General features: G+C 66.5%; 19 protein-coding genes, 3 tRNA genes and 3 rRNA genes. 10 read left to right on the forward strand and 15 right to left on the reverse strand.

Features of this window, described 5'->3' with window-relative positions:
* Nucleotide 1: 1 nt before the first annotated feature.
* Both K6T25_RS07100 and K6T25_RS07105 read right to left on the reverse strand, forming a co-directional pair.
* Nucleotides 2-424: an RNA-binding domain-containing protein gene (locus K6T25_RS07100; RefSeq protein WP_222917575.1), complete on the reverse strand. Its 423-nt coding sequence runs from the start codon at nt 422-424 to the stop codon at nt 2-4.
* The gene (locus K6T25_RS07105) at nt 421-1023 is read right to left on the reverse strand and encodes an AAA family ATPase (protein ID WP_222917577.1); all 603 of its coding nucleotides are present in this window, start codon (nt 1021-1023) and stop codon (nt 421-423) included. Before K6T25_RS07105 ends, K6T25_RS07100 begins: the two co-directional genes overlap by 4 nt.
* A 130-nt stretch (nt 1024-1153) precedes the next feature.
* Between K6T25_RS07105 and K6T25_RS07110 the strand changes: the two genes are divergently transcribed.
* Nucleotides 1154-1259: transfer RNA gene (locus K6T25_RS07110), tRNA-Arg, on the forward strand.
* Between the two features lie 605 nt (nt 1260-1864).
* Nucleotides 1865-2107 (forward strand): hypothetical protein, encoded by a 243-nt coding sequence (locus K6T25_RS07115; RefSeq protein ID WP_425600879.1) that lies wholly within the window; start codon nt 1865-1867, stop codon nt 2105-2107.
* A 140-nt stretch (nt 2108-2247) separates the two neighbouring features.
* Here K6T25_RS07115 and K6T25_RS07120 read toward each other — a convergent pair whose 3' ends face one another.
* The 7 genes from K6T25_RS07120 to K6T25_RS07150 all read right to left on the reverse strand — a co-directional run bounded on the left by K6T25_RS07120 (nt 2248) and on the right by K6T25_RS07150 (nt 9325).
* Nucleotides 2248-3084, reverse strand: a complete 837-nt coding sequence (locus K6T25_RS07120) for a hypothetical protein (RefSeq protein ID WP_222917578.1) — start codon at nt 3082-3084, stop codon at nt 2248-2250.
* A 90-nt stretch (nt 3085-3174) separates the two neighbouring features.
* A tRNA-Cys gene (locus K6T25_RS07125) sits at nt 3175-3250 on the reverse strand.
* A gap of 161 nt (nt 3251-3411) precedes the next feature.
* A 5S ribosomal RNA gene (rrf, locus tag K6T25_RS07130) occupies nt 3412-3533 on the reverse strand.
* Nucleotides 3534-3642: 109 nt separating this feature from the next.
* Nucleotides 3643-6574, reverse strand: a 23S ribosomal RNA gene (locus K6T25_RS07135).
* Between the two features lie 211 nt (nt 6575-6785).
* Nucleotides 6786-6857: transfer RNA gene (locus K6T25_RS07140), tRNA-Ala, on the reverse strand.
* A gap of 106 nt (nt 6858-6963) precedes the next feature.
* A 16S ribosomal RNA gene (locus tag K6T25_RS07145) occupies nt 6964-8435 on the reverse strand.
* Together the 16S, 23S and 5S rRNA genes with 2 tRNA genes alongside form the textbook arrangement of a ribosomal RNA operon.
* A gap of 581 nt (nt 8436-9016) precedes the next feature.
* Nucleotides 9017-9325 carry a non-histone chromosomal MC1 family protein gene (locus K6T25_RS07150; protein WP_222917579.1) on the reverse strand — a complete coding sequence of 103 codons (309 nt, stop codon included), beginning with the start codon at nt 9323-9325 and terminating at the stop codon, nt 9017-9019.
* Between the two features lie 325 nt (nt 9326-9650).
* On the opposite strand from K6T25_RS07150, the gene K6T25_RS07155 reads away from it, so the two are divergent.
* Both K6T25_RS07155 and K6T25_RS07160 read left to right on the forward strand, forming a co-directional pair.
* Nucleotides 9651-9848, forward strand: a complete 198-nt coding sequence (locus tag K6T25_RS07155) for a hypothetical protein (protein ID WP_222917580.1) — start codon at nt 9651-9653, stop codon at nt 9846-9848.
* Between the two features lie 60 nt (nt 9849-9908).
* Nucleotides 9909-10964: a quinone-dependent dihydroorotate dehydrogenase gene (locus K6T25_RS07160; protein ID WP_222917581.1), complete on the forward strand. Its 1056-nt coding sequence runs from the start codon at nt 9909-9911 to the stop codon at nt 10962-10964.
* 5 nt (nt 10965-10969) lie between these two features.
* Here K6T25_RS07160 and K6T25_RS15665 read toward each other — a convergent pair whose 3' ends face one another.
* From K6T25_RS15665 to K6T25_RS07175, 4 genes are all read right to left on the reverse strand, one after another.
* Nucleotides 10970-11101 (reverse strand): hypothetical protein, encoded by a 132-nt coding sequence (locus tag K6T25_RS15665; protein WP_275671160.1) that lies wholly within the window; start codon nt 11099-11101, stop codon nt 10970-10972.
* Entirely contained in the window at nt 11080-11241 is a 162-nt protein-coding gene (locus K6T25_RS07165; protein WP_222917582.1) for a hypothetical protein, read from the reverse strand. The genes K6T25_RS15665 and K6T25_RS07165 overlap by 22 nt, the downstream gene beginning before the upstream one ends.
* Complete coding sequence (locus K6T25_RS07170; protein ID WP_222917583.1) at nt 11238-11507, reverse strand: hypothetical protein; 270 nt, start codon at nt 11505-11507, stop codon at nt 11238-11240. Before K6T25_RS07170 ends, K6T25_RS07165 begins: the two co-directional genes overlap by 4 nt.
* An 84-nt stretch (nt 11508-11591) precedes the next feature.
* Nucleotides 11592-14291: a valine--tRNA ligase gene (locus K6T25_RS07175; protein WP_222917584.1), complete on the reverse strand. Its 2700-nt coding sequence runs from the start codon at nt 14289-14291 to the stop codon at nt 11592-11594.
* Nucleotides 14292-14456: 165 nt separating this feature from the next.
* On the opposite strand from K6T25_RS07175, the gene K6T25_RS07180 reads away from it, so the two are divergent.
* Together K6T25_RS07180 and K6T25_RS07185 are read left to right on the forward strand one after the other, a co-directional pair.
* Nucleotides 14457-15161 carry an SDR family NAD(P)-dependent oxidoreductase gene (locus K6T25_RS07180; RefSeq protein WP_222917585.1) on the forward strand — a complete coding sequence of 235 codons (705 nt, stop codon included), beginning with the start codon at nt 14457-14459 and terminating at the stop codon, nt 15159-15161.
* 453 nt (nt 15162-15614) lie between these two features.
* Entirely contained in the window at nt 15615-17957 is a 2343-nt protein-coding gene (locus K6T25_RS07185; protein ID WP_222917586.1) for a DEAD/DEAH box helicase, read from the forward strand.
* Here K6T25_RS07185 and K6T25_RS07190 read toward each other — a convergent pair.
* Entirely contained in the window at nt 17900-18577 is a 678-nt protein-coding gene (locus K6T25_RS07190) for an HAD family hydrolase (RefSeq protein ID WP_222917922.1), read from the reverse strand. The genes K6T25_RS07185 and K6T25_RS07190 overlap by 58 nt on opposite strands.
* Before the next feature lie 308 nt (nt 18578-18885).
* On the opposite strand from K6T25_RS07190, the gene K6T25_RS07195 reads away from it, so the two are divergent.
* From K6T25_RS07195 to K6T25_RS07210, 4 genes are all read left to right on the forward strand, one after another.
* The gene (locus tag K6T25_RS07195; protein ID WP_222917587.1) at nt 18886-19662 is read left to right on the forward strand and encodes a topoisomerase DNA-binding C4 zinc finger domain-containing protein; all 777 of its coding nucleotides are present in this window, start codon (nt 18886-18888) and stop codon (nt 19660-19662) included.
* Between the two features lie 111 nt (nt 19663-19773).
* Nucleotides 19774-20835, forward strand: a complete 1062-nt coding sequence (gene endA / locus K6T25_RS07200; RefSeq protein WP_222917589.1) for a tRNA-intron lyase — start codon at nt 19774-19776, stop codon at nt 20833-20835.
* A complete protein-coding gene (locus K6T25_RS07205) occupies nt 20832-22433 on the forward strand; it encodes a tryptophan--tRNA ligase (RefSeq protein ID WP_222917590.1) in 1602 nt (533 codons plus the stop codon). Before endA ends, K6T25_RS07205 begins: the two co-directional genes overlap by 4 nt.
* 254 nt (nt 22434-22687) lie before the next feature.
* Nucleotides 22688-22837, forward strand: a complete 150-nt coding sequence (locus tag K6T25_RS07210; RefSeq protein ID WP_222917592.1) for a hypothetical protein — start codon at nt 22688-22690, stop codon at nt 22835-22837.
* Between the two features lie 45 nt (nt 22838-22882).
* On the opposite strand, the gene K6T25_RS07215 is transcribed toward K6T25_RS07210, so the two are convergent.
* On the reverse strand, nt 22883-23866 hold the full coding sequence (locus K6T25_RS07215) for an ornithine cyclodeaminase family protein (RefSeq protein ID WP_222917593.1): 984 nt from the start codon (nt 23864-23866) through the stop codon (nt 22883-22885).
* Between the last annotated feature and the right edge of the window lie 46 nt (nt 23867-23912).

Consider the following 23912-nt stretch of genomic DNA (forward strand, 5'->3'; position numbering starts at 1 on the left):
GTCAGCGACGGTCCGGGTCGACTGGCGCGCCGCCCTCGGTCGGCGGCGCGAGGTGGTCGATGTACTCCTCGGCAGACGGCGAGCGGACGGTCACCTCGACCGATATCTCGCCCAGTTCGTCGGGGTCGCCGACGGCGAAGTTGACGACGCCCCGGAAGGCTGCCTGCTTCTTCAGGCTGAAGGTGAAGCCGCCGTCGGTCCGGTTGCGCTCGAACTCGCGACGGGCGGTGTCGAGGATCTCCTGTTCGTGGAGGCTGTCGGAGAAGTCGTCGAGCGTGTGGGTCTCGGCGACGAGCAGCCCCGGCTCGGAGACGAACTCGGCGTTGGGGAACAGCGCCTCGACGGCGTCGCGGACGCGGTCGGTTACCTCGGTGTCGTGCACCGGTGCCTCGATCCGCGCGTCGACGCTGTAGACGGTCGTCACTTCTCCACCTCCGGAGCGTCGTCGGAAGCGGCGTCGGCAACGTCGGAGGCTACGTCCCCACGAAGCACCGCGCGGATGCGGTCCCGAAACGACGCGAGCGTGTCGGTGTTGTCGACGGTCAGGTCGGCGGCCTCGATGACCTCGCCCATACCGAACTCGAGTTCGCGCTCCTCGCGGTCGCGCAGCGCCTCGACGTCGACGTCGGAGTCGTCGCGGCCGCGCTCGCCCAGACGGTCGACGCGGAGATCGAACGGCGCGGTGATGGCGACGAGCGTGAAGTCGTCGCCGAAGCGCTCGCGGAAGCGCTCCAGTTCGACGGGCGCTCGGAGGCCGTCGACGAGGACGGCGCCCGCGTCGGCACGGGCCGCCGCGTCCTCGATCAGCGGGACCGAGCGCTCGGCGATGGCCGCGGGGCCGTTCTCCTCGCGCAGGGCGCGGGCGATCTCGCCGTGGTGTTCGGCGGGATCGAGTCCGCGGTCGCGACACTCCGCGCGGATGACGTCCCCCATCGTGACCACGGGAACGCCCTCCTCCTCGGCGACCGCGGCGGCCTCGCCTTTCCCGCTGCCGGGCAGGCCGACCGTTCCGATAACTCGCATCACCGTCCGTTCGGCGCTGGCCGGATTAAAGCCTGCGAGACGATCGGCCTCGTCCGCCCGCTCGCGTCTGACCGTACGGGTCACCCGGGACCGCGCCGCTTTTGACTGCCCCGCGTGTGCCCCTATCCGTGGGCGCGTAGCTCAGTCCGGATTCAGAGCGTCGGACTTCTAACCGCGCCGGGACTCCGGTGTGGGGAGCCATCCGACGGTCGCGGGTTCAAATCCCGTCGCGCCCGTGTCTCCGTGTCGCGAGCGACGGCGAGCGACCGAAACCGCTCGAAAGGCGGGATTTGAAGCAGGGAGTGAAGCGAACGGAGTGAGCGGAACGACCGGGGTTCAAATCCCGTCGCGCCCGTGTCTCCGTGTCGCGAGCGACGGCGAGCGACCGAAACCGCTCGAAAGGCGGGATTTGAAGCAGGGAGTGAAGCGAACGGAGTGAGCGGAACGACCGGGGTTCAAATCCCGTCGCGCCCGTGCACCGAGGAACGTAGTGACGAGTGAACCGGTACGGCGGGATTTGAGGTAGACGAGACGTGCGCAGCGTAGCGAGCACGTCTCGCCATGGTTCAGATCTCGTCGCGTCCGCTGTGAGACCGAACGAAGTGAGGTCTCGATAACAAAGAGAAGCGAGCGCGGTCGAACAGCGTGAGACCGCGACAACGAACGGTGAACGGAGTGAGCCGTGAGCGAAGCGGCCCGTGAGCACCGTGTCGCGGCCGACCGGAACCGTTCGAGAGACGGGGTTTGAGGCGGGAAGCGAGCGGTCGACACAAGGAATTCATCGGCCGTCGCGTCGCTCGGGACACGGCACAACGCGCGCTGTGGTTCGTCGCATCGACCGGTGAGCCACCCCGCGGTCGTCAACGTCGCGTGGGTTCCCGGCGCCACGATCGTCGGCCTCCCGGTCAGACTCACACTGATCGACCTCGTGCCGACGGTGTTGTCGCTCAAGGAACCCCGGTCACCGTCTGCACCCGACCGATCGAGCGGACAGCGGTCGCCGGCCGTCCGCGGGCTCTACTTCGTCCTCGTCGCCTGGCGGCTCACTCCCCTGTGGGCGGTGTCGCCGTGTCCATCGCGGTGACGGTGGTCGGCCTGCCGGCCGCATACTGGCTGTTCAGCCGGGTCCAGTTCGTCACATCGCCGTGTCGGGTCGACGGCTTGCCTGCTCGTTGTGAGGGAGACGGGAACAGAGATCCGAGTTCGAGAGTGTCGATCGGCCGGTCAGTACCGCGAGGGCATGTACGCCATCCCCAGAAGAAGGAACGCGGAGAGCCCGCTGAGGATCGTAACGCCCCACAGTCCGTTCGTCATCGTCGTTTGGGTCTCTATTCCCTGCTGGTACTGCTCGTAGGTGTCGAACTCCTGCGTGAGCAGCATCGTCGAGTTGTCCGGGAAGTATGCGAAGTACGTCGTCGAACCGACCGTCACGTTCGCCTCGTCGGCAACCGAGATCTCGGTGGTCCGCGACGCGAAGTACTCCAGCGTCGCGGCGTCCGAACTCACGGACGCGACCGTCGCGGTGTTGTCCTCGATGTTCTCGAGTTCGTCGCCGACGGTGTACTCACGTGTCTCGGGCTCCGGGAAGTACTCGTCGGCGGGGATCAGCGTCCGGTTCCCGTCGTCACGTTCGACCACGTACTCCTGGCCGTCGACGGTCGTCGTCTCGTTCTCGACGCCGGAGTCGTTCTGGAGGATCGCCGCGCGATCGACGACTTCGGTCAAGGCGAACGAGTCGGACGCGTTGTCGGTGGTAACGGTCCAGTCTTGCCCGTCGTAGGTGACGGTCGAATCGTTCGCCCAGTCGACGGTGTACCGCGCCGATTCGTTCGTCGACTCGAGGGTTCCCGAGCGGGTTACCTCACCCTCCTCGGCCTCCGCGGAGATACCGGAGACGGTGAACTCCTGCCCGTCGATAGTGATGGGGTCTCCCTGGCTCAGTTCGTGATCCGGGTTCTCGAAGGAGAGCTGCGGCGCGCTCGCTGTCGCGATGAGCGAGAACGAAGCCGTCCCCACGACGAGGAAGAACGCGACGTAGATGGCCGCGGCGCGTCGTTGCATACGTGAGCCACGGACCGCCCGGAGTTTAACCGTTTTCTTTCAGGGGAACACGTCACTCGCCGGGACACGATCGCGTGTGCGCTGTAGGAAAGCCAAGGGCCGGATTTGAACCGGCGTGGTTCTCCTCTGCAGGGAGATGCGTATGGCCGGACTCTGCCACCTTGGCGCACGTGTTGAGAGTCGTGTGAGGCGGTTAAGTGTAGCGGATCCAAGCCTCGTGGAGACGCTCGGCCGTCGGCGGTCGGCGTCGCCACTGGTCGGACGGTGTTGATATGAAAATGAAAAAGCCCACCAGCGCGGTGCTGGTGGGCGTGAAACTGTATGAGTGGTGGGCGGCGAACCGGTGTTTCCAGAGGCTCTCGCACTCCAGGACTTACCGGAACGCTGGCGGGCTTAACTTCCGTGTTCGGGATGGGTACGGGTGGTGCCCCGCCGCTGTGGCCGCCCGAAGGCCGACCATCGGGAACGATCCGATGTGTGCCTGCGTCGGTCTCCGACCAATATGTACGTGCAATCCAGGTAACGCCTGGACCCGTTCACAACGGGTCCCAGTGCATATGAGTGTGGCTTGACCTGTTAGTGCTCGCGGACTGAACGCCTCGTTGCCTCGGCGCGTACATCCCGAGTCTATCGAACTCGTCTTCTACGAGTGGTCTCGGTGGTACTTCTTTTTCAGGTGGGTTTCGAGCTTAGATGCGTTCAGCTCTTACCCCGTGTTGCGTAGCTTCTCGGCAGCTGCCCTCTCGGACAACCGATACACCAGTGGCAACCATTCGTAGTTCCTCTCGTACTATACGAACGTTCCCGTCAAGTACCGTAACACCCCCAATAGATAGCAGCCGACCTGTCTCACGACGGTCTAAACCCAGCTCACGACCTCCTTTAATAGGCGAACAACCTCACCCTTGCCCGCTTCTGCACGGGCAGGATGGAGGGAACCGACATCGAGGTAGCAAGCCACGCGGTCGATATGTGCTCTTGCGCGTGACGACTCTGTTATCCCTAAGGTAGCTTTTCTGTCGTAAATCCGGGCCATTGAGGCCCGTGATCCGTTCGCTAGACCACGCTTTCGCGTCAGCGTCACTCGCTTGGAATGACACTGTCAGACTTCCTTGTGCTCTTGCGCTCTTCCGCGGGTTCCTGTCCCGCGTGAGGAAATCTTGGGGCGCGCTCGATATCTTTTCGAGCGCGTACCGCCCCAGTCAAACTGCCCGGCTACCGGTGTTCTCCTCCCGGAGTGAGAGTCGCAGCCACTGACGGGTAGTATTTCAGTGATGTCTCGGTGGCCCGCTGGCGCGGGTACCTGTGTGATGACTCCTACCTATCCTGCACGTCAGCGGCCACGTCTCAGCGACAGCCTGCAGTAAAGCTCTATAGGGTCTTCGCTTCCCCTTGGGGGTCTCCAGACTCCGCACTGGAACGTACAGTTCACCGGGCCCAACGTTGGGACAGTGTGGCTCTCGTTGATCCATTCATGCGAGTCGCTACTGAAGCGACAAGGTACTACGCTACCTTAAGAGGGTCATAGTTACCCCCGCCGTTGACAGGTCCTTCGTCCTCTTGTACGAGGTGTTCAGATACCTGCACTGGGCAGGATTCAGTGACCGTACGAGTCCTTGCGGATTTGCGGTCACCTGTGTTGTTACTAGACAGTCGGAGCCACCGAGTCACTGCGACCTGCCCCGTCGAGGGCAGGCATCCCTTATTGCGAACGTACGGGACTAACTTGCCGAATTCCCTAACGTCGGTTGCTCCCGTTGGTCTTGGCTTGCTCTGCCAGGGTACCTGTGTCGGATCTCGATACGAACATCACGCTCGTCTTTTCACGGGCTCCGGATAGGACCGACTTGCGCTGTCTCAGGCTTCTCACGCTTCGTGCCGTTACGGCTTCCACGCGGTTCCCTGATTGGACCGGGCGAGTGCCCGGCTCGATCGTCTCCAAAGCGTCGACTTTCAGTGCGTGATGGCACTGGAATATTAACCAGTTCCCCGTTTGTCCGGTTCGAATTGCGGCCGGACTTAGGATCGGCTAACCCTCGGCTGATTGGCAGTGCCGAGGAACTCTTACCCTTCAGACCTTCGGGGTTCGCACCCGAATATCGCTGCTACTGTGACCAGGATTGTCGTTACTGAGCGGTCCACACGAGCTCTAGCCCGTGCTTCCATCCGCACAGTACGCCGACCTACACGGTCCCCCTGTGATGGGGGCGGTTAGGTATCAGAAGTGGATTTGAGTCCCGTTCATTTTGGGCGCCTTGAACCTCGGCCGGTAAGCTGTTACGCTTTTCTTAGCGGGTAGCTGCTTCTAAGCTCACCTCCCGGCTGTTTAGGGCTCAAGACTACCTTCAGAGGATTACACTTAATCCACATTTTGGGTCATTAACCTAACTCTGGGTTGTTCCCCTCACGGTGCCCAAGCTTACCCCGGGACACCGGACTCCCTCCGTCGACAGCGTCCGCACGTTCGGAGTTCGACAGAGAGGCCGACTCCTCTCGGAGGCGGGTCTCTCAATCGGTGGCTCTACCGCGCGGACTACCTTAGGAGAGGTCATGCTTCGACATGTTTCGGTCGGAACCAGCTGTTGCCGAGTTCGATGGGCCTTTCACCCCTACTCCAAGATCACGCGAGGGTATTGTAGGACACCAACGCTAACGGACCTCCACGTGCCTTTCGGCACGCTTCATCCTGCCTCGGAGTAGATCACTCGGTTTCGGGTCGTACTTCGTCGACTCCCCGCGCTTGAACACGGTGGCCCTCGTCGTAAGACTGCGGCCATATCGGTTTCCCTGCGCCTCCCTCGATGATCGAGTTAGACTCGCCGGAGAAGTACACTCCCTGGTTCGTTTTTCAAAACGCACGACGCGACTTCGGCTCCCCGCACGTCTTACTGGAGACTCGCGTCTCGGTCATTCTGTGCGGGGCCTTGTAAGCCCCGTCGCTCTATCGCCAGTTGATTTCAGGCCCTATTGCACCGCCCTTCTCGGGGTGCTTTTCAGCGTTCGCTCACGCTACTTGTTCGCTATCGGTCTCGAGGAGTGTTTAGTCTTCTCAGTCGATGCCTGAGATATTCACGAGGGATATCCAACCCCCGCTACTCTGGGAACTGATCCGCAGATCGTGTTCGTGATACGGGACTGTCGCCCTGTATCGTGCTCCGTTCCAGGAGACTTCTCACGAATCCGAGCTGCTTGGTATCAGCCCGAACACCACATTGCCTGCGAGGTTTGAACCTCGAGGCTTCGGTTTGGACTGTGTCGCGTTCACTCGCCGTTAGTAACGACATCTCGGTTTGATTTCTCTTCCTGCTCCTACTGAGATGTTTCAATTCGGAGCGTTCCCCATTGCGCTAGGCAATTGTAGAGGGATTCCCATTCGGAGATCCGTAGTTCTTCGCCTCCATGCGGCTCCCTACGGCTTATCGCAGCTTGGCACGTCCGTCGTCGGCTCTCGAGCCGAGCCATTCACCAACTGGCACAGTAGCCAATTGACTGATGGTACACTGCGACCCGGTGAACGGGTCCAGTGGACGTCTGGATTGCACGTACATACGGTCGTCATCGCACGTCACGTGGGTGTCACGCGAGCGTGCTCAACCCTTCCCATCCCCGCTCTCGCGGGATGGTGCATCGGTCTTGCGTCGGGAATCATCGTAACGCCGTCCGCCATATAAGGCACACGGATTACGACGACCCCGAAGACATGGACCCACTGGGATTCGAACCCAGGGCATCCTCCTTGCAAAGGAGGCACTCTACCACTGAGCTATGGGCCCACCCCCGTCAGGGGGTGTGAGCGAGCCTCGATAGTTCGAAGGTGCCCGATCGGCGTCGGGAACGGACCGAAAGGTGAGCCAGGCGCGTCGGCCTGGTCTCGATCTGTGGAGGTGATCCAGCCGCAGATTCCCCTACGGCTACCTTGTTACGACTTAAGCCCCCTTGCGAAGCCCAGATTCGACCTGGCAACCCAGGCCTCATCCGGACCTCACTCGGGTGCTTTGACGGGCGGTGTGTGCAAGGAGCAGGGACGTATTCACCGCGCGCTTGTGACACGCGATTACTACCGAATCCAGCTTCATGTGGGCGAGTTTCAGCCCACAATCCGAACTACGACCAGGTTTCTGAGATTACCGTCTCCTTTCGGAGTAGGAACCCATTGTCCTGACCATTGTAGCCCGCGTGTAGCCCAGCCCATTCGGGGCATACTGACCTACCGTTGCCCGTTCCTTCCTCCGCCTTGGCGGCGGCAGTCTCCGTAATGTACCCAACGACCTCGTGGGTCTTGCTGGCAATTAGGGATGCGGGTCTCGCTCGTTGCCTGACTTAACAGGACGCCTCACGGTACGAGCTGACGGCGGCCATGCACCTCCTCTCTGATCGTCTGCTAAGCTCATCACACTGAGCGTCATTCGAACAGTCGGGGCTGGTGAGATGTCCGGCGTTGAGTCCAATTAAACCGCAGGCTCCTCCGGTTGTAGTGCTCCCCCGCCAATTCCTTTAAGTTTCATCCTTGCGGACGTACTTCCCAGGCGGTTCGCTTCTCGGCTTCCCTACGGCACAACACAGACTCGTAGTCTGCGTCGCACCTAGCGAACATCGTTTACAGCTGGGACTACCCGGGTATCTAATCCGGTTCGAGACCCCAGCTTTCGTTCCTGACCGTCGGATCAGTTCTCTCAAGGTGCTTTCGCCATCGGTGGTCCGTCCAGGATTACAGGATTTCACTCCTACCCCGGACGTACCCCTTGAGTCTCCCTGTCCCAAGCCGGGCAGTTTTCGCCGGACGCCTACCAGTTGAGCTGGTAGATTTCCCGACGAACTTGCTCGGCCGGCTACGAACGCTTTAGGCCCAATAAGATCGGTCATCACTCGAGCTGCCGGTATTACCGCGGCGGCTGGCACCGGTCTTGCCCAGCTCTTATTCGTACACCGCCTTAGGGTGTACAAAAGCGAAGGCACTATGCCTCCGCACTCGGAGTCCCCCTATCGCACTGTCGTGCAGTGTAAAGGTTTCGCGCCTGCTGCGCCCCGTAGGGCCCGGAATCTTGTCTCAGATTCCGTCTCCGGGTTCTTGCTCTCACAACCCGTACCGATTATTGGCACGGTGGGCCGTTACCCCACCGTCTACCTAATCGGCCGCAGCCTCATCCTACAGCGTCGGAACGTTTCTCACTCCCGGCGTTCCAGCGTGGGAGTGGTATCAGGAATTAGCCTCAGTTTCCCGAGGTTATGCCTGTCTGTAGGGTAGATTGGCCACGTGTTACGGAGCTATTCGCCACGGGGCTGAACCCGTGCGACTAGCATGGCTAAATCGGACTCCGATAGCAATGACCTCCGGCAGGATCAACCGGAATGTTCCTCCCCGCGAAGGGAGGGGGTGGCGGGAAGTCACGCGCAAAGCGCGACTTCACCATTGCGTGGTCCATGTTCGGCGACACCGATCGGGTGGCACCGAACTATCGAGGCTCACATCAGATACCGTCTTGCGGCGGACCGCAGGGGCGGAATCCTCATCTCTTGCGGATATCGACATACCTCGTGTGGGGACTTAACCCCTTCGAAGCACGTCGACGATGCGAACCGCGGCGGGGTTGAACCGCCTCGACTCGCGTCGTATCTTCGCATTCCATCCGATGCCTTTGTCGTTCATAAGGGCATCGGAACGAACTTCGACACACCCCGGAAGGGTGTGCCGTGTCACCCGGGCCGTCCCGTGCGACCTTCGCATTCTTTCGGATGGCAGGGGAACATAAAAGGTCGTCGTCTCGGCCCCGCCACGTCATGCGGTTTCATGGGACGACGTCGTGGACGACCGTGTACGACGCCCGTCGGACTTCGTTGCGGCGGGAAGGTGGCACGAAGCCGTCGAACGAGTCCGGCGGTCGCCGCCGTCGCAACTGGTGAACCGAGGCGCAAAGAACAGACAGTACGCAGATCAGCTCTCGAGGTGTTCGATGCCGTTCTTGGACACGTTGGCTTCGGTGATCTCGTCGGGCATCCAGTCGGGCTTGTTGTCCGGCGCGGACTCTCGCCAAGACCATCCCTCGTATATGTGGACCTTGTCGGTCCCCTTCTCTCGGAGCCGGAGCTCGACACGTTCGGCCGCGTCCTCGGAGCTCGCCGGTTCGAGCCGCCGGGCGGCTTTCAGCGCCGCCTGTCGCGGCGTGTTGCCGGAGAAGACGCTCTCCTCGGTGCCGTCACCCTCGCGCAGCGCGAAGTTCCGCTTACCGTCCTCACGTACCATGGTTTTTCGCCTCCGTGTGAAGCGAACACACACTGAATCATAAACGTATCGGGGAAATTACTGCATCTTCGGCGAACGGTGCATGTGTTCGGTGCGACGAACGCCGGTTCGTCCGGGGCTCGCCGCCGGTGTCTGACCGCGGCGATGGACTCCCTGTACCGGCACCCTTCAACTGCGTCCCGCTGGCAACGCGTGCCCGCCCGTCGGACGCGGACGGCCGTCATTGCCGGATTCATCCCCGCGCTAAAGCACGGGGCGTTCTCCTTGCACTTCCGTAAACAACACTTATGTACCTTGTCGGGAGACTCACGGAGTACCGAAGGCGATGGTCCGGAAGAAGACGCTCAGTCCGAGTGGCGCCAAAGACGAGAACGGCGAGTACCACAACGTCCACGTGAACCTGCACGAGGACGAGCTCGCCGTCGCCGGCATGGAGATCGGCGACGAGGTGTTCGTTCGCGTCCGCGACGGCAAGATCATCATTCAGAAAGCGGACTCCGACGAGGTAGAACACGACTTCTGACGCCGGGTAACCCCCGCAGTTCAAGAGCGTGCCCGGTCTGAGACACGGCCAAGCACCGCAATGAGGGCATACGATATCGCGAAGCCGGCGCTGTACGCATTTCCCGCCGAAACCGCCCACGAGACTATCCAGCGACTGTTGCGCGCCGTCCAAGGGACGTCGATCCAGTCGTTCCTCCGCGACCGATACGCCGTCGGCGACGAGCGACTGGAGACGGACGCGTTCGGCGTCGAGTTTCCGACGCCGGTGGGCGTCGCCGCCGGCTTCGACAAGAACGCCCGCGTCCCCCGCGCGCTGGCCGCGCTCGGCTTCGGTCACGTCGAGGTCGGCGGCGTCACTGCGGAACGCCAGCCCGGAAACCCGCGTCCGCGGATGTTCCGCCTGCGCGAGGACGAGGCCATCGTCAACCGCATGGGGTTCAACAACGAGGGCGCCGACGTCGTGGGCGACCGTCTCGACCGCGAGCCCGCACCCGACGTCCCCCTCGGCGTCAACGTCGGCAAGTCGAAATCCACCCCCCTGGAGGACGCCGCCGACGACTACCTGTACACGTACGAGCGTGTGGGCGCACACGCGGACTACGTCGCGGTCAACGTCTCGTCGCCGAACACGCCCGGCCTGCGCTCGCTCCAGAACCGCGAGTCGTTGGAGCGGATCCTCGGGACCCTCTCGGACGCCGGCGCCGACCCGCTCCTCGTGAAGTTCTCTCCGGACCTCCCCGAACCCGCCGTCGAGGAGGCGCTCGCCGTCGTCGACGACCTCGGTCTCGACGGCGTCATCGCGACGAACACCACGACCGAACGGCCCGAGAGCCTCCGGAGCCCCCAACGGGCCGAACGCGGCGGGCTTTCGGGCAAGCCGATCGAAGCACGCGCGACGAGCATGGTCAGATTCATCGCGGAGCGGACGGACGTACCGGTGGTCGGGGTCGGCGGCGTCTCGGACGCCGCGGGCGCGTACGCGAAGATCCGGAACGGCGCGAGCCTCGTCCAGTTGTACACCGGCCTCGTCTACGAGGGGCCGAGCGTCGCCCGCGACATCAACGAGGGACTGCTGGAACTGCTCGAACGGGACGGCTTCGACTCCGTCGCCGACGCGGTCGGCGCGGACCTGTAGCCGCATCAGGCGCCGAGCGAGACGAACGGAACCGCCGCCGAGACCACCCCGCTGCAGACGCCGACGGCCGCGAACGCCGGCCGAGAGGCGACCCCCTTCAGGTCGTCTCCCCGGATCAGCGGTCGTCCGAATGCCACAGAACGCCGAGTCCGACGAGGATCGACAGGCCGGCGTCGGGGAGGGCGCCGTTCGCGTACTCGATCACGCCGACCGCGATCTGACACGCGCCCGAGAACGCGAAGCCGCCCAGCGAGCGGACGCGCACGTCCGGCCTCACGCGATCAACACGCCGAACGTGAGGGTCGCCGAGATGACGCCGGCGGCGACGCCGACGGCGACGAACAGGGGTCGAGTCGCGAGGCCGTTCAGGTCGTCCCCGCGCAAGAGCGCGCGGACAAACACGCCGGCGACCAGGAGTCCCCCGAGCACTGAGAACAGCGGGTTCGCCGGCGTGTCGGGGGTCGCGTACATGGCAGCGCCGAGGAGGACCTGCGAGACGCCGGCGACGACGAAGCCGCCCAGCGAGAGGGCACGTCGGTTCACGGGTGAAGGTGCGACCACGCAGAGAAGACGGTTGGGGTCGACGGGGAACGGGGTGGTCGGTCGCCGGACCGGTGACGGGAACGCCTACTCCCCGTCGTGAACGATGACGACCGCGTCCTCCGGCTGGAGCAGTTCCCCGGTGCCGGAGTAGCGCCGCTCGCGCTCGACCGCGAACAGGTCCGCGCCGAGCGTCTCGCCGGCGACGTGCAACTCGCCGTCGGCGATCTCGTAGTCTTCCCGCGCGAGCGCGGCCTCGATGTCGCCGACCCGCTCGCCGTACTGGGGTCCGACCTGCGCGTAGTCGAGGTCGATGCCGACGGTCACCGACTCGATCTCGGGCTCCTCGTCGAGGACGGCGAGTTCGTCGACGTTCATCACGCCGCGGACGTCGCCGGCGAACGCCGCGAGATCGCCCTCGCCGTACACCTCGACGCGATCCAATTCGGCGTTGAGCGGGAGCCCGCGCTCGCTCTTGTACCGACGCAGCGCCCCGACGACGGACATCGCCGCGACGCCGGCCTCGTGGTCGGCCTCGACGCCCAGCGGTTCAGGCCAGTCGCGCAGGTGGATCGAGTCGAAGTCGTCGCCCGCGCGCTCCTCGGCGTACATGTCCTGCCACAGTTCCTCGGTGACGTGCGCGAGCATCGGGGCGAACAGCTTCAGGAAGCGCTCGTGGGCGACGGACAGCGTGTACCGGGCGGCCGGGTCGTCGTCCTCGGCCTCCCGGACGCGCGTCTTGGCGACCTCGAGGTAGTCGTCACAGAACGTGTGCCAGAAGAACCCTCGAAGGTCGTCGCGGGCCTTCGAGAACGCCCGGTTCTCGAGGTGCTCGGTGAGCGTCTCGGTGAGGTCGTCCAGTTCCGCGAGCAGCCAGCGATCCAGTTCCCGGAGGTCCTCGTGGGCGAGGTCGGGACGGGTCTCGCGGGAGGTTCCGCCGGACTCCGTCCGGCTCTCCGCGGGGCTGGGCCCCGCGCCGACCAGGGACTCCACGAGCTTCGATGCGTTCCACAACTTCTGGAGGAGCTTCTCGCCCGCGCGCAGCCCTTTCTCGTTGTACGGGAGGTCGTCGCCGATGGCCGATCCGGCGGCCCAGAAGCGAGCGGCGTCGACGGGGTACTCCGCGAGCACCTCCCGCGGAAGGACGACGTTCCCCTTCGATTTGGACATCGCCTCGCGGTTCTCGTCGAGGACCATCCCGTTGATCAGCGTCTGCTCGAACGGCACCTCGCCGGTGTGCTCGTAACACTTGACGACGGTGTGGAACAGCCAGAAGCTGATGATGTCGTGGCCCTGCGGGCGCATGTCGAAGCGGTACAGCTCCGGGTGCTCCATCGTGTACTCCTCCGCCTCCCCGTCCCAGTCCCAGCCGGCGTTGATGAGCGGTGTCAGGCTGGAGGTGGCCCACGTGTCCAGCACGTCGTCCTCGGGGTCGAACTCGTCGTGGCCGCACGCCGGACAGGCGTCGACCGGCGGGTCGTCGGATAGCGGGTCGACCGGGAGGTCGGCCTTCTCGGCGATGATCTCCTCGTCGCAGTCGCCGCAGTACCACACCGGGAACGGGATGCCCGAGGAGCGCTGTCGGGAGATGAGCCAGTCCCACTGCAGCCCCTCGACCCAGTGTTTGTACCGGGTGAACATCTTCTCCGGGAACCACTCCATCTCCCGACCCGCCTCGAGGTACTCGTCGGCCTTGTCGAGCATCCGGATGTACCACTGCTCGGTGACGAGGAACTCGACGCTCGTGCCACAGCGCTCGTGGACGTTGACGGTGTGGGTGATGGCGCGGCGGTCAAGCAGCGCGCCCGCGTCGTCGAGATCCTCGACGATGGCCTCCCCGGCCTCCGTCGAGTGCATCCCCTCGTACCCCTCGGCGACCTCGGTCATGTGGCCGGACTCGTCGATGGCGACGCGCAGGTCGAGATCGTGTATCTGGTACCACTCGATGTCGTTTTGGTCGCCGAACGTACAGCACATGACGATCCCCGAGCCGGTCTCCATATCGACGCTCTCGTCGGCGAGGATCGGGACCTCGTGGCCGAACAGCGGGATCTCGGCGGACTCGCCGACGAGGTGTTGGTTGTCGTCGTCGTCCGGGTGGACGAAGACGGCGACACACGCGGGGAGGAGTTCGGGGCGAGTGGTGGAGATGGTGAACGTCTCGTCGCTCCCGGACACGTCGAAGGCGATGTCGTGGAAGTGGCTGTCCTGCTCGTCGTCCTCGGTCTCGACCTGCGAGATGGCGGTCTCGCACTCGGGACACCAGATCGCGGGCGCCTTCTCGCGGTACTCGCGGCCCTGCTCGTACAGGTCGATGAAGGAGAGCTGCGAGATGCGCTGGGTGCGCGGCTCGATGGTCTGGTAGGTGTGGTTCCAGTCGACCGAGACGCCCAGCCCCTGGATGTTCTCGGTGAACTGTGCCTCGTAGTCGGCGCACACCTCGCGGCACTTGCGCTGGAACTCGCGACGCTCGAAGTCCTGATGCCGGATGTCGAGTTCGTCCTCGGTGAGTCGCTCGGAGGCGATGCCGTTGTCGTCGTAGCCGAACGGGAAGAACGTCGTCTCTCCGTTCATGCGCTCGAAGCGAGCGACGAAGTCCTGCAGGGTGAACCCGTACAGGTGGCCCATGTGGAGGTCCCCCGATACCGTCGGCGGCGGGGAGTCGATGGAGAAGACGGTGTTCGGGTCGGTCGCGGCCTCCTCGTCGTACGCGTACGTCTCCTGGTCGACCCAGCGCCGCTGCCACTCGGGCTCTGTGGTCTCCGGGTCGTAGTCCCCACTGGGCATTACACCCGTACTTCCCCGGAACGCCTGTTAAGCGCCTCGGTTGTCAGGGAGCGCGTGCCACGACCGGCGAGCGGTCGCGGTGTCGCGGCGGCGACATCCGAGACCGCGGCGGCGACGAGGACCGACCGGCCAAGGGTTATGCGCCGGCCGCCCGACGCCACTCCCATGACCACGGCAGTCATCGCGGGCGTCGGACCGGGACTGGGCGAGTCGATCGCGCGGCGCTTCGCCGCCGAAGGGTGCGATATCGGGCTGCTCGCGCGCAGCGGCGGGTATCTCGAGGAGTTGGCCGGGGACCTCCCGACGGACGCGGTCGGCGCCGAAACCAACCTGTGTGACTCGGCCGAGGTCGCGGCCGCCTTCGACCGCGTCCGCGACGAACTCGGTCCCGTCGACGTGCTCGTGAACCACGCCAGCGCCGCCTCCTGGACGGGACTACGGGACACCTCGCTGGACGCGTTCGACCGCGCCTACGAGGTCGGCCCGCGCGCGGACTTCCTGTGTTCGCAGGCGGCCGTCCGCGACATGCTCGACGAGGACCGCCCTGCCGACGAGCGCGGCGGAACGATCGTCTTCACGGGCGCGACCACGTCCGTGCGCGGGCGCGAGGGCGCGGTCGGGTTCTCGATGGCGAAGTTCGGCTCCCGCGGCCTCGCGGAGTCGATGGCCAGAGAGCTCGGCCCCGAGGGCGTCCACGTCGCCCACGTCGTGATCGACGGCGGCATCCTCGGCCCCGAGGTGGAGACGGACACGCCCGAGGAGCATCTCGACCCGGACGCGATCGCCGACAGCTACTGGCACCTCGTACAGCAGGACCGTAGCGCGTGGACGCTGGAGCTGGATCTCCGGCCGCACGTCGAGGAGTTCTAAGGCGGTCGGCGCACGCCGGCTGGCCTCCGTGCCAGCCGGACGCGTGCGAGGGATGAGCGACCGAGCGGAGCGCGGTCGAGCACAGCGAGACCGCGAGAGCGAACGGGGAGTGAAGCGGCCCGTGAGCAAGCGAGGGAGCGAATCGGCTGGGGAGGACGTGGGCGGTGCGGTCGGATAGGACTGAAAAGGGCCGCCGTCCCCGAGAGCGCCGGGGGCTTTCGCGGTCCACCGTTTCGAGTCGACCATCACGGTCTCGACAGAAACACGAGCGGAAACGAACCCGACAACCGATGATCGACGCAGAGGGAAAGGTTCATCCGCCGAAGCGCCCCGACCTACTCGTAGTTGCCGGCGCGGTCCGCCGACGCGACCCGCGCGACCCGATCTCTCACCCCCGACCGACCGCGGACCGCGCCACCCCGAGTTCCAACCGCCCATGACGACACCCAACGAATGAAAGTCGCAGACGCCGTCCCAGAGTTCGCCGACGCGTTCGGCTTCGAGGAGTTCAACCGCATGCAGCGGGAGGCGCTGCCGGCCATCCTCGAGCGCGACGACAACGTCGTCGCCGCCGCGCCGACCGCCTCCGGCAAGACCGCGCTCGCGGAACTCGCGATCTGCGAGACGCTGAAGCAGGGCGGCACCGCGCTGTTCATCGCCCCGCTTCGCGCGCTCACCAACGAGAAGGAGGCCGAGTGGGAGCGCTTCGAGGATCTGGGCTACTCCGTGTACGTCGTCACCGGCGAGCGCGACCTCAACCCCCGCCGCGCCGAGCGCGCCGACATCCTCGTGATGACGCCCGAGAAGACCGACTCGGCGACGCGCAAACACGAATCGGCCCGCTACGACTTCATCAACGACGTGGACTGCTGTGTCATCGACGAGGTCCACCTGCTCGACTCCGACAAGCGCGGCGCCGTCCTCGAAGTCACGGTCTCCCGCCTGCGCCGCATCTGTGACCCCCGCGTCGTCGCGCTGTCGGCGACGATGCCCAACGTCGGCGACGTGGCCGAATGGCTCGATGCCCCGCCCGAGACCACCTTCCAGTTCGGCGACGACTACCGCCCGGTCGATCTGGAGACCGGCGTGAAGACGTACACCCACGGCGACAACTCCTTCGCGGACAAGTACCGCCGGCTGTACCGCGCGCTCGATCTCGCGGAGCCGCACATCCGCGAGGAGGGGCAGGCGCTGGTGTTCGTCTCCTCCCGACAGGACACCGTCATGGCCGCCAAGAAGGCCCGCGACGAGATCGGCGAGCGCGACCTCGAGATGGGCGCGCGCGGCGACTACGACTTCCACACCGCGGCCGAGGAACTGGACAACGACACCCTCCGACACTCGGTGGTCGACGGCGTCGCGTTCCACCACGCGGGGCTCTCGAAGAACGATAAGGACCGCGTCGAACGGTGGTTCAAGGAGGGGAAGATCCAGCTGCTCTTCTCCACCTCGACGCTCGCGTGGGGCGTCAACCTCCCCGCCCGCTGCGTCGTCATCCGGGACACGAAGTACCACGACCCCCTGGAGGGAGAAGTCGACATCAGCGAGTTGGACGTGCTCCAGATGCTCGGCCGCGCCGGGCGGCCGGGGTACGATGACGTGGGGTACGGCTGGGTCGTCTGCGACCGCTCCGACGCCGACAAGTACCGGAGCCTGTTGCGGGAGGGCAAAGAGATCGAGTCCCGGCTCGCGGAGGACCTCGACTCGCATCTGAACGCCGAGATCGCGCTGGGCACCATCTCCGGGCTCGACGACGTGATGTCGTGGCTGGAGACGACGTTCTACTACGTGCGCGCGGAGACGAAGCCGGACGCGTACGACTTCGAGGGCGTCCGCGACCGCGTGCGCGACACCCTCGACTCGCTGGTCGATCGGGGGTTCGTCGAGACCGACGACCAGCTCGGGGTGGCGGCGACCACGCTCGGTCGACTGGCCTCGAAGTACTACCTCCGGATGGAGACGGCCGAGCGGTTCGCCGAGCTCGGCGAGCGGGAGGCGATCGACGAGGGGGCCGTTCTGAACACCGTCGCCTCGGCGGACGAATTCGACTCCGCCTCCTCGCGCTCCTCGGAGGCCGACGCCGTCGCCCGCGTGCTCTCGGACGTGGACACCGACCTGGAGGGCGGCAACCGGAAGGTGCTCGCGATCCTCCACGCGGCGGTCCGCGGGTCGATGCCGTCCGATCTCCGATCCGACGCGTGGATCATCCGGCAGAACGCGCTGCGCCTGCTCGCGGCGCTGCGGGAGTTCGCCGACGCCGTCGCCGGCCCGCGCGCGGCGAACCTCGTGCGTCGCGTTGAGGCGCGGGTCGAACACGGCGTCACGCGCGAGGCGGTCGGCCTCACCGCCATCGAGGGCGTCGGCGAGGGACGCGCGGAGTCGCTGTCGGCGGGCGGGCTCACCACCCCCGCGGACGTGATCGCCGCCGGGACCGAGCGGCTCACCCGCGCGGGCCTCTCGGAGGGAGTCGCCGAGCGCGTGGTACGGCAGGCGGAGGACCTCCCGAACGCGGTCGTCGAGTGGGGCGCGTTCCCCGACTCGATCGGCGTCGGCGACAACGAGATGGTGGAGGTCACGGTGCGGAACGTCGGCGGCAGCGCCCGCGCCGGGATCCGCGTCACCGCCAACGGCGTCGAGATGACCGAGAAGACGCTCTACCTCAGCGACGAGACGACCGTCCCCGTCGGGGTGTTCGGCGCGCCCGGCGAGGCGGAGATGCGCTACGAGGTGGAGGTCGTCTACCCCGAGTTGCCGTTGCTCCCGGAGGCGGACTCGCGGATCGTCCGCGTCGACTGACGGACCGACGCGAACAGCGCCTCCGGGTCGTCACGGTCGACCACCTGATCCGCCGCCGAGAGGTCGGTGTCTGCGTTATGATCGTCGCGGACGGCGATCGTGTACGCGCCGGATCGAGCGGCCGCGAGCACCCCGTTCTCCGAGTCCTCGATCGCGACCGCGCGGTCGACCGACCCGCCCAGATCGCGGATCGCCTCCTCGTACAGTCCCGGCTCGGGCTTGCCCGGGCCGTCGAACTCCTCGGCGGGCGCGATCAGATCGAAGGCGAGACCGAACCGATCGAGGACCGCCTCGATCCAGTCGCGGGGCGACGACGAGACGAGCGCGACGGGGACCCCGCCGTCGCGGAGGTCGTCGACGAACTCCCGGGCGCCGTCGAGGAGTTCGACGCGCTCGCCGTAGATCGACGTCGCCGTCTCCTCGTACAGCGCCATGAACTCGTCCTTGTCCACGGCCACCTCGTAGTGCTCGACGAGGTAGTCGTAGATCTCGCCGTAGTACATCCCCGTCACCTCGTCGAGTTCGGGGGTGGGAGAGTCATCAGCGATCACGCGAGGCAGGATCTCCTCGCGTTCGGCGACGTGCCAGTAGTCCTCGGAGTCGACGAGGACGCCGTCCATGTCGAAGCAGACGACGACTGCGTCGCCCTCGGGCGGCGACGCGGCGGCCGATCCGGGCGCGGAGTCCGGGGCGTCCGACGCCGAGTCGGTCGTGTCCGCGGCGTCCGTGGCGTCGGGGGAGTCGGTTCCGCTGCGCGAGTCGGCGGCGTCGCCGCCGGATGACTCGGACATACCGGACCGTCCGCGCCCGACGGGATGTGCGTTCCGGCCCGCGGGAGCGACGCCGGGGGCTCTCGAGCCGAGTCGATCTCTCTCGAACCCGGCCCCCTCTCCGAGAATCCAAATAGGGAAACGGCACCAGCCACCCTATGCCAGCGACCTCCACCGTCCTCGCGGGCGACTGCACGACGCGGTTCGAGACGACGACCGGCGACACGCGCACGCAACGGGGGCGCGTCGTCGTCCTCGCGAAACCCGACCGCACGCTCTTAGTCCACGACCGCTCGGGCTACCAGCCGGTCGCGTGGCTCACGCGCCCCGACTCGCTCACCGTCGAGGCCGACGACGACGGCTTCGCCGTCACCGCCCACGACGCCGGCCGCACCCTCTCGGTCCGATCGCACGACGCCGGCGAGGTGGTGGAGCTGCCGGTCGGCGACGCCGGCGTCCCCGTCGGCGAGTGTCCCGACCTCGACTGCGGCGCCGCGCTGGTCCGCGCCGGCGGCGACGTGGTCTGTCTCGGCTGCGACGAGGGGTACGGACTCCCGTCCGGCGCGACGGTCCACGACGACGACACCTGCGACGACTGCGGGCTCCCGCTGATGACCGTCGAGCGCGGCGAGTCGCTCCGACTGTGTATCGACTACGCGTGCGACTCGATGACCGACGCCGTCCGCGAGACGCTGGATCGTCGGTTCGACTGCCCGGACTGTGACCGGGACCTCCGCGTCCGGGAGCATCGCGGCCGGGCGTTCCTCGGGTGCGACGGCTATCCCGACTGCGAGACGGCGTTCTCGGTGCCCGCGGGCGTGTTCGCCGGCGAGTGTACCTGCGGGCTCCCGCGCTTCGAGACCGCGACGGGGGTGCGTTGTCTCGACGGCACCTGCGAACTGGACCGGCCTGCCGACCCGGACCACAACCCCTGACTGACCGTCGACGACGCGGCGAATCCGCGGCAGCGACAGCTTCGGCACGACGTACCACGACGAGACACACGATCACAGCCCCTATACGCCGACCACCCACCGATACACACAATGAACGCGACACTCGATGGCGACGTCGTCCGCGCGCGCGGCGACGCCCGCCAGCGCTTCCACGACGCCCGGGGGTACGGACGGGCCGACGGCCCGGACGTGACCCTCGCGCGCGTGGAGGCGGCGCACCTGCTGTACCGCGGCGACCTCGAGTCGGTGTCGGGGATGGACTTCCGGGCGTTCTTCCGCGACAGCGTCGCGAGCGAACCCGGGTTCGCCGCCCGGTTCCTCGTGTACGCCGACCTCCGCGAGCGGGGGTTCTACCTCGCGCCCGCCCGCGAGGGATGGCCGGGGACCGCGGACGGATCCGACGGGGAGGCGGACCGCGACGGCGATGCCGACGAGGACATCCTCGTGTTCGAGCGCGGCGAGAAGCCCGGCGGCCCGGTGGCTCACCGTGTCCGCGTCGTCGGCGAGCGCGAGGAACTGGTGACCGCCGACCTGGTCGATCGGACGCTCGCCGTCGTCGACGAGGAGAGCGAGGTGTCGTACTTCGCGTGCGCGGCCGGCGGGGGCTTCGACGGCCGAACCGAGTGCGACCTCCCCAGCGATCTGGACGCGGATCTGTTCGACGACCGCGTCGTCTGCTGGTCGCCGCCGACCGCGCTGTACGAGTCGGCGTTCTACGGCCAGCCCGTCTCCGGCCGCGACGACGCCGACGTGGACGCGCTGCAGCTGTCGCTTCTGGAGGCCGCGGACCTCGCGGCCCGCGGCGCCGTCGACCTCGACGCCGACGCGGTGATCGACTGCGGGCGTGAGGTCGAGGGCGAGCGGTTCGACCGTCGCCTCGCAGTGTACCGAGAGCTTCGCGATCGCGGGGTCGTCCCGAAGACGGGCTACAAGTTCGGCGCCGACTTCCGCACCTACGACGCGGTGGAGTCCGTGGCGGAGCTTCCTCACTCGGAGTGTCTCGTGCGGGTGGTGACGCCCGATCACCGCTTTCACCCGCGGGAGCTCGCGCTGGACGTGCGCCTCGCCGGCGGCGTGCGGAAGCGAATGGTTTTTGCGCTCGCCGGCGACGACTCGAACGACTACCTGACGGTCGAGCGACTCACCCCATGAGCGACGACAACACCGGCCCCGAACGGGGTCACGACGGAGCCGACAGCGAAACGCAGCGAGCGCGAACCGACGGTGGCGTCGCGCTCGACCCGTGGGGTTCGGCGACCGTCGCGGACTACCGCGAGCTGTTCGAGGAGTTCGGCATCGAGGAGTTCGAGACGCTCATCGACGAGGTGCCCGAGCCGCACTACCTCATGCGCCGTGGCGTCATCTTCGGCCACCGCGACTACGGCGCCGTCGCCCGGGCGCTCGCCAACGACGAGCCCGCCGCGGCCCTCTCGGGGTTCATGCCCACCGGCGACCCGCACATCGGCCACAAGCTCGTGTTCGACGAGTTGATCTACCACCAGGAGCAGGGTGCCGACACGTACGGCCTCATCGCGGACCTCGAAGCTCACTCCGCCCGCGGGCTGACGTGGGAGGCCATCGACGAACACGCCCGCGACTACCTCCTCTCGCTGCTCGCGCTCGGGTTCGATCCCGAGGAGGGAGAGCTGTACCGCCAGTCGACGAACCGTCGCCTGCAGGATCTCGCGTTCGAGCTGGGATCGAACGCGCGCTTCGCGGAGTTCGAGTCCATCTACGGCTTCGGCGGGGAGACGTCCGTCTCGCACATGCAGTCGGTCGTCACCCAGATGGCGGACATCCTCTACCCGCAGTTGGACGAGCCGAAGCCGACCGTCATTCCCGTCGGTCCCGACCAGGACCCACACGTCCGCTTCTCGCGGGACATCGCGCGCAAGACGCGCTACTTCAGGGTGACCGAGGCGTTCGCCAGCCCAGAGTTCGACGCCGCCGAACGCGTGCTGGTCCGCCGAGTCCACGACGAGCGCGAGGCGTGGGCCGACGACCCCGAGACGCCGCGGTGTGAGAACGCCGCCGCGTGGCTCGCCGACGCGGACGTGGACGCGGAGTTCGAGTCCGCCCGCGCGAGCGCCGTCGAGAAGCTGGAGAACGCCGGGATGGAGCCGCTTCGTCCCCGAACGCGCTTCCTCGACCGCAACGCCGACGAGGACGCCTTCGAGGCGCTCATCGAGGCGGTGCCCGGCGAGAAGCGCGTCTTCGACGCCCACATCGACTCCTTCGAGTTGGATCGGGAGGACGCCGAGGAGTTGGCTCGCGAGGTCGAGGTCGACAACGGCGGGTTCGGCTTCTACACGCCCTCCTCGATCTACCACCGCTTCATGACCGGCCTGACGGGCGGGAAGATGTCCTCCTCCATCGAAGCGAGCCACATCTCGCTGCTCGACGACCCCGAGGAAGGGTACGACAAGGTGAAGTCCGCGACGACCGGCGGCCGCGAGACGGCCGACAAGCAGCGCGAACTCGGCGGGAAGGCCGACGAGTGCCCGGTGTACGAGCTGTACGCGTACCTGCTCGCGAACGACGACGACGGCTTCGCCGAGGAGGTGTACGAGGAGTGCGTCGGGGGCGAGCGGCTCTGTGGCGGCTGCAAGGAGCAGGCGGCGACGTTGATGAAGGAGTTCCTCGCCGACCACCAGGAGAAACGTGAGGAGGCAGAGGAGTTGCTCGCGGACCTTGACATCGATCTCGACGTGGACGGGTCGCGGCGGGGGATCCCCGGCGACGAGGAGTAGCGAGGTCGAACGAGCGGAGCGAGTGAGGCCTCGGATACGCGAACGGCGAGCGGAGCGAGCCGTGAGCGAAGCGAGCGCCTCGGCGGGACGGCGTTCACAAATCGCGCCGCGATCTGTCAGCTCACGAGACCCCAGGTCTCGTGAACGGCGAGGTCTCCGTGCCGAGCCACCCCGGGAGGATAGCGCGGCCGGGAAATCAGATCCGGAACCTCGACCGAAAGACGTTTTGACACGTCTTGCATGGACCACATACGATGGAGTATTCGTTCGAGTGTGAGTGCGGCGAGGAGGTGTCGGACTTCACGCGCGGCGGCGACGTGGAAGTCAGCACCGTCGCGGTCTGCGAGGAGTGCGGCACGACCTACGGACTCACGATCACGGCGATCCAGAGCGGCGGCGAGTAGCCGACGGCCTCTCGCTCAGTAACCCTCCGCCGTTCGCACCCGCGTTCAGAACGCGATCTCTTCCCCGTCTTTCTCACTCGCTTCCCCCCACAGGTAGTTCGCGGTCGCCGTGTCCAACACCGCCGAGCCGACGCTCTCGACGACGATCACCTCGTCGGCCGATTCCCGCCCGGCCGCACCCGCGAGTACGTCCGACAGCGGTCGCAGTCGATCCGGATCGACGCCGTTGTCGACGATGTCGCCGATAGCGGCGACCTCCTCGGGCACGTCCGCGAACACCCGGTCGGCCCGCTCGAACGTCGTCACGTCGAGTTCGCACATCCCGGCCTCGTAGGCGCCGACAGCGACGACGAGCGCGCCCTCGGCGAGCGCGTCGCCCGGGAACACCGGCGTCTCGCTCGTCGTCGCGGTGACGACCACGTCGGCGTCGCGGACGGCCGCCGCCGCCGAGTCGACCGCCTCGGCGGCGATCCCCTCGTGGCGGAGGTCCGCCGCACAGCCCTCGCGCGAATCGGGGGTCGGGGAGTAGATCCGCGCCCCGTCGACGCCGCGGGCCGCGTCGATCGCGCGGGTCTGCCAGCGCGCCTGCTGGCCGGCCCCGATCACCGCGAGGTCAACCGGGCCGGCTCCGGATGTAAGCTCCCGCGCCGCCAGTCCGCCGATACAGCCCGTCCGAGCGTTCGTGATCCGCTCGCCGGCGAACAGCGCGAGCGGTTCGCCGTTCGCCGCGTCCGTGAGCAGCACCTGCGCCTGTACCGTCGGCCGGTCGATTTCGGGATCGGCGTTGCCGGGGAACACGGACGCGAGCTTCGTCGCGTACGCCGGGTCGCCGTGGACGTACGCGGGCATCGCGAGCCCGGTTCCCGCCGGCTCGTCGCGGCCGTCGAGCCCCTCGCCGACCGGGAAGTGCGGCCGGTCGGGACGCTCGACCTCGTCGCGGCCCTGCTTCAGGAACGCCCGCTCGACGACCCCGAGGAGGTCGTCGAGCGCGAGCAACGAGGCGACCGCGTCGTCGTCGAACACGTGCATGGGGAACAGGTCGCGGCCGGCGGACTTCGATGTTTCCTCGCCCTCC

This window comes from Halobaculum rubrum, from assembly GCF_019880225.1.
GTDB lineage: Archaea > Halobacteriota > Halobacteria > Halobacteriales > Haloferacaceae > Halobaculum > Halobaculum rubrum.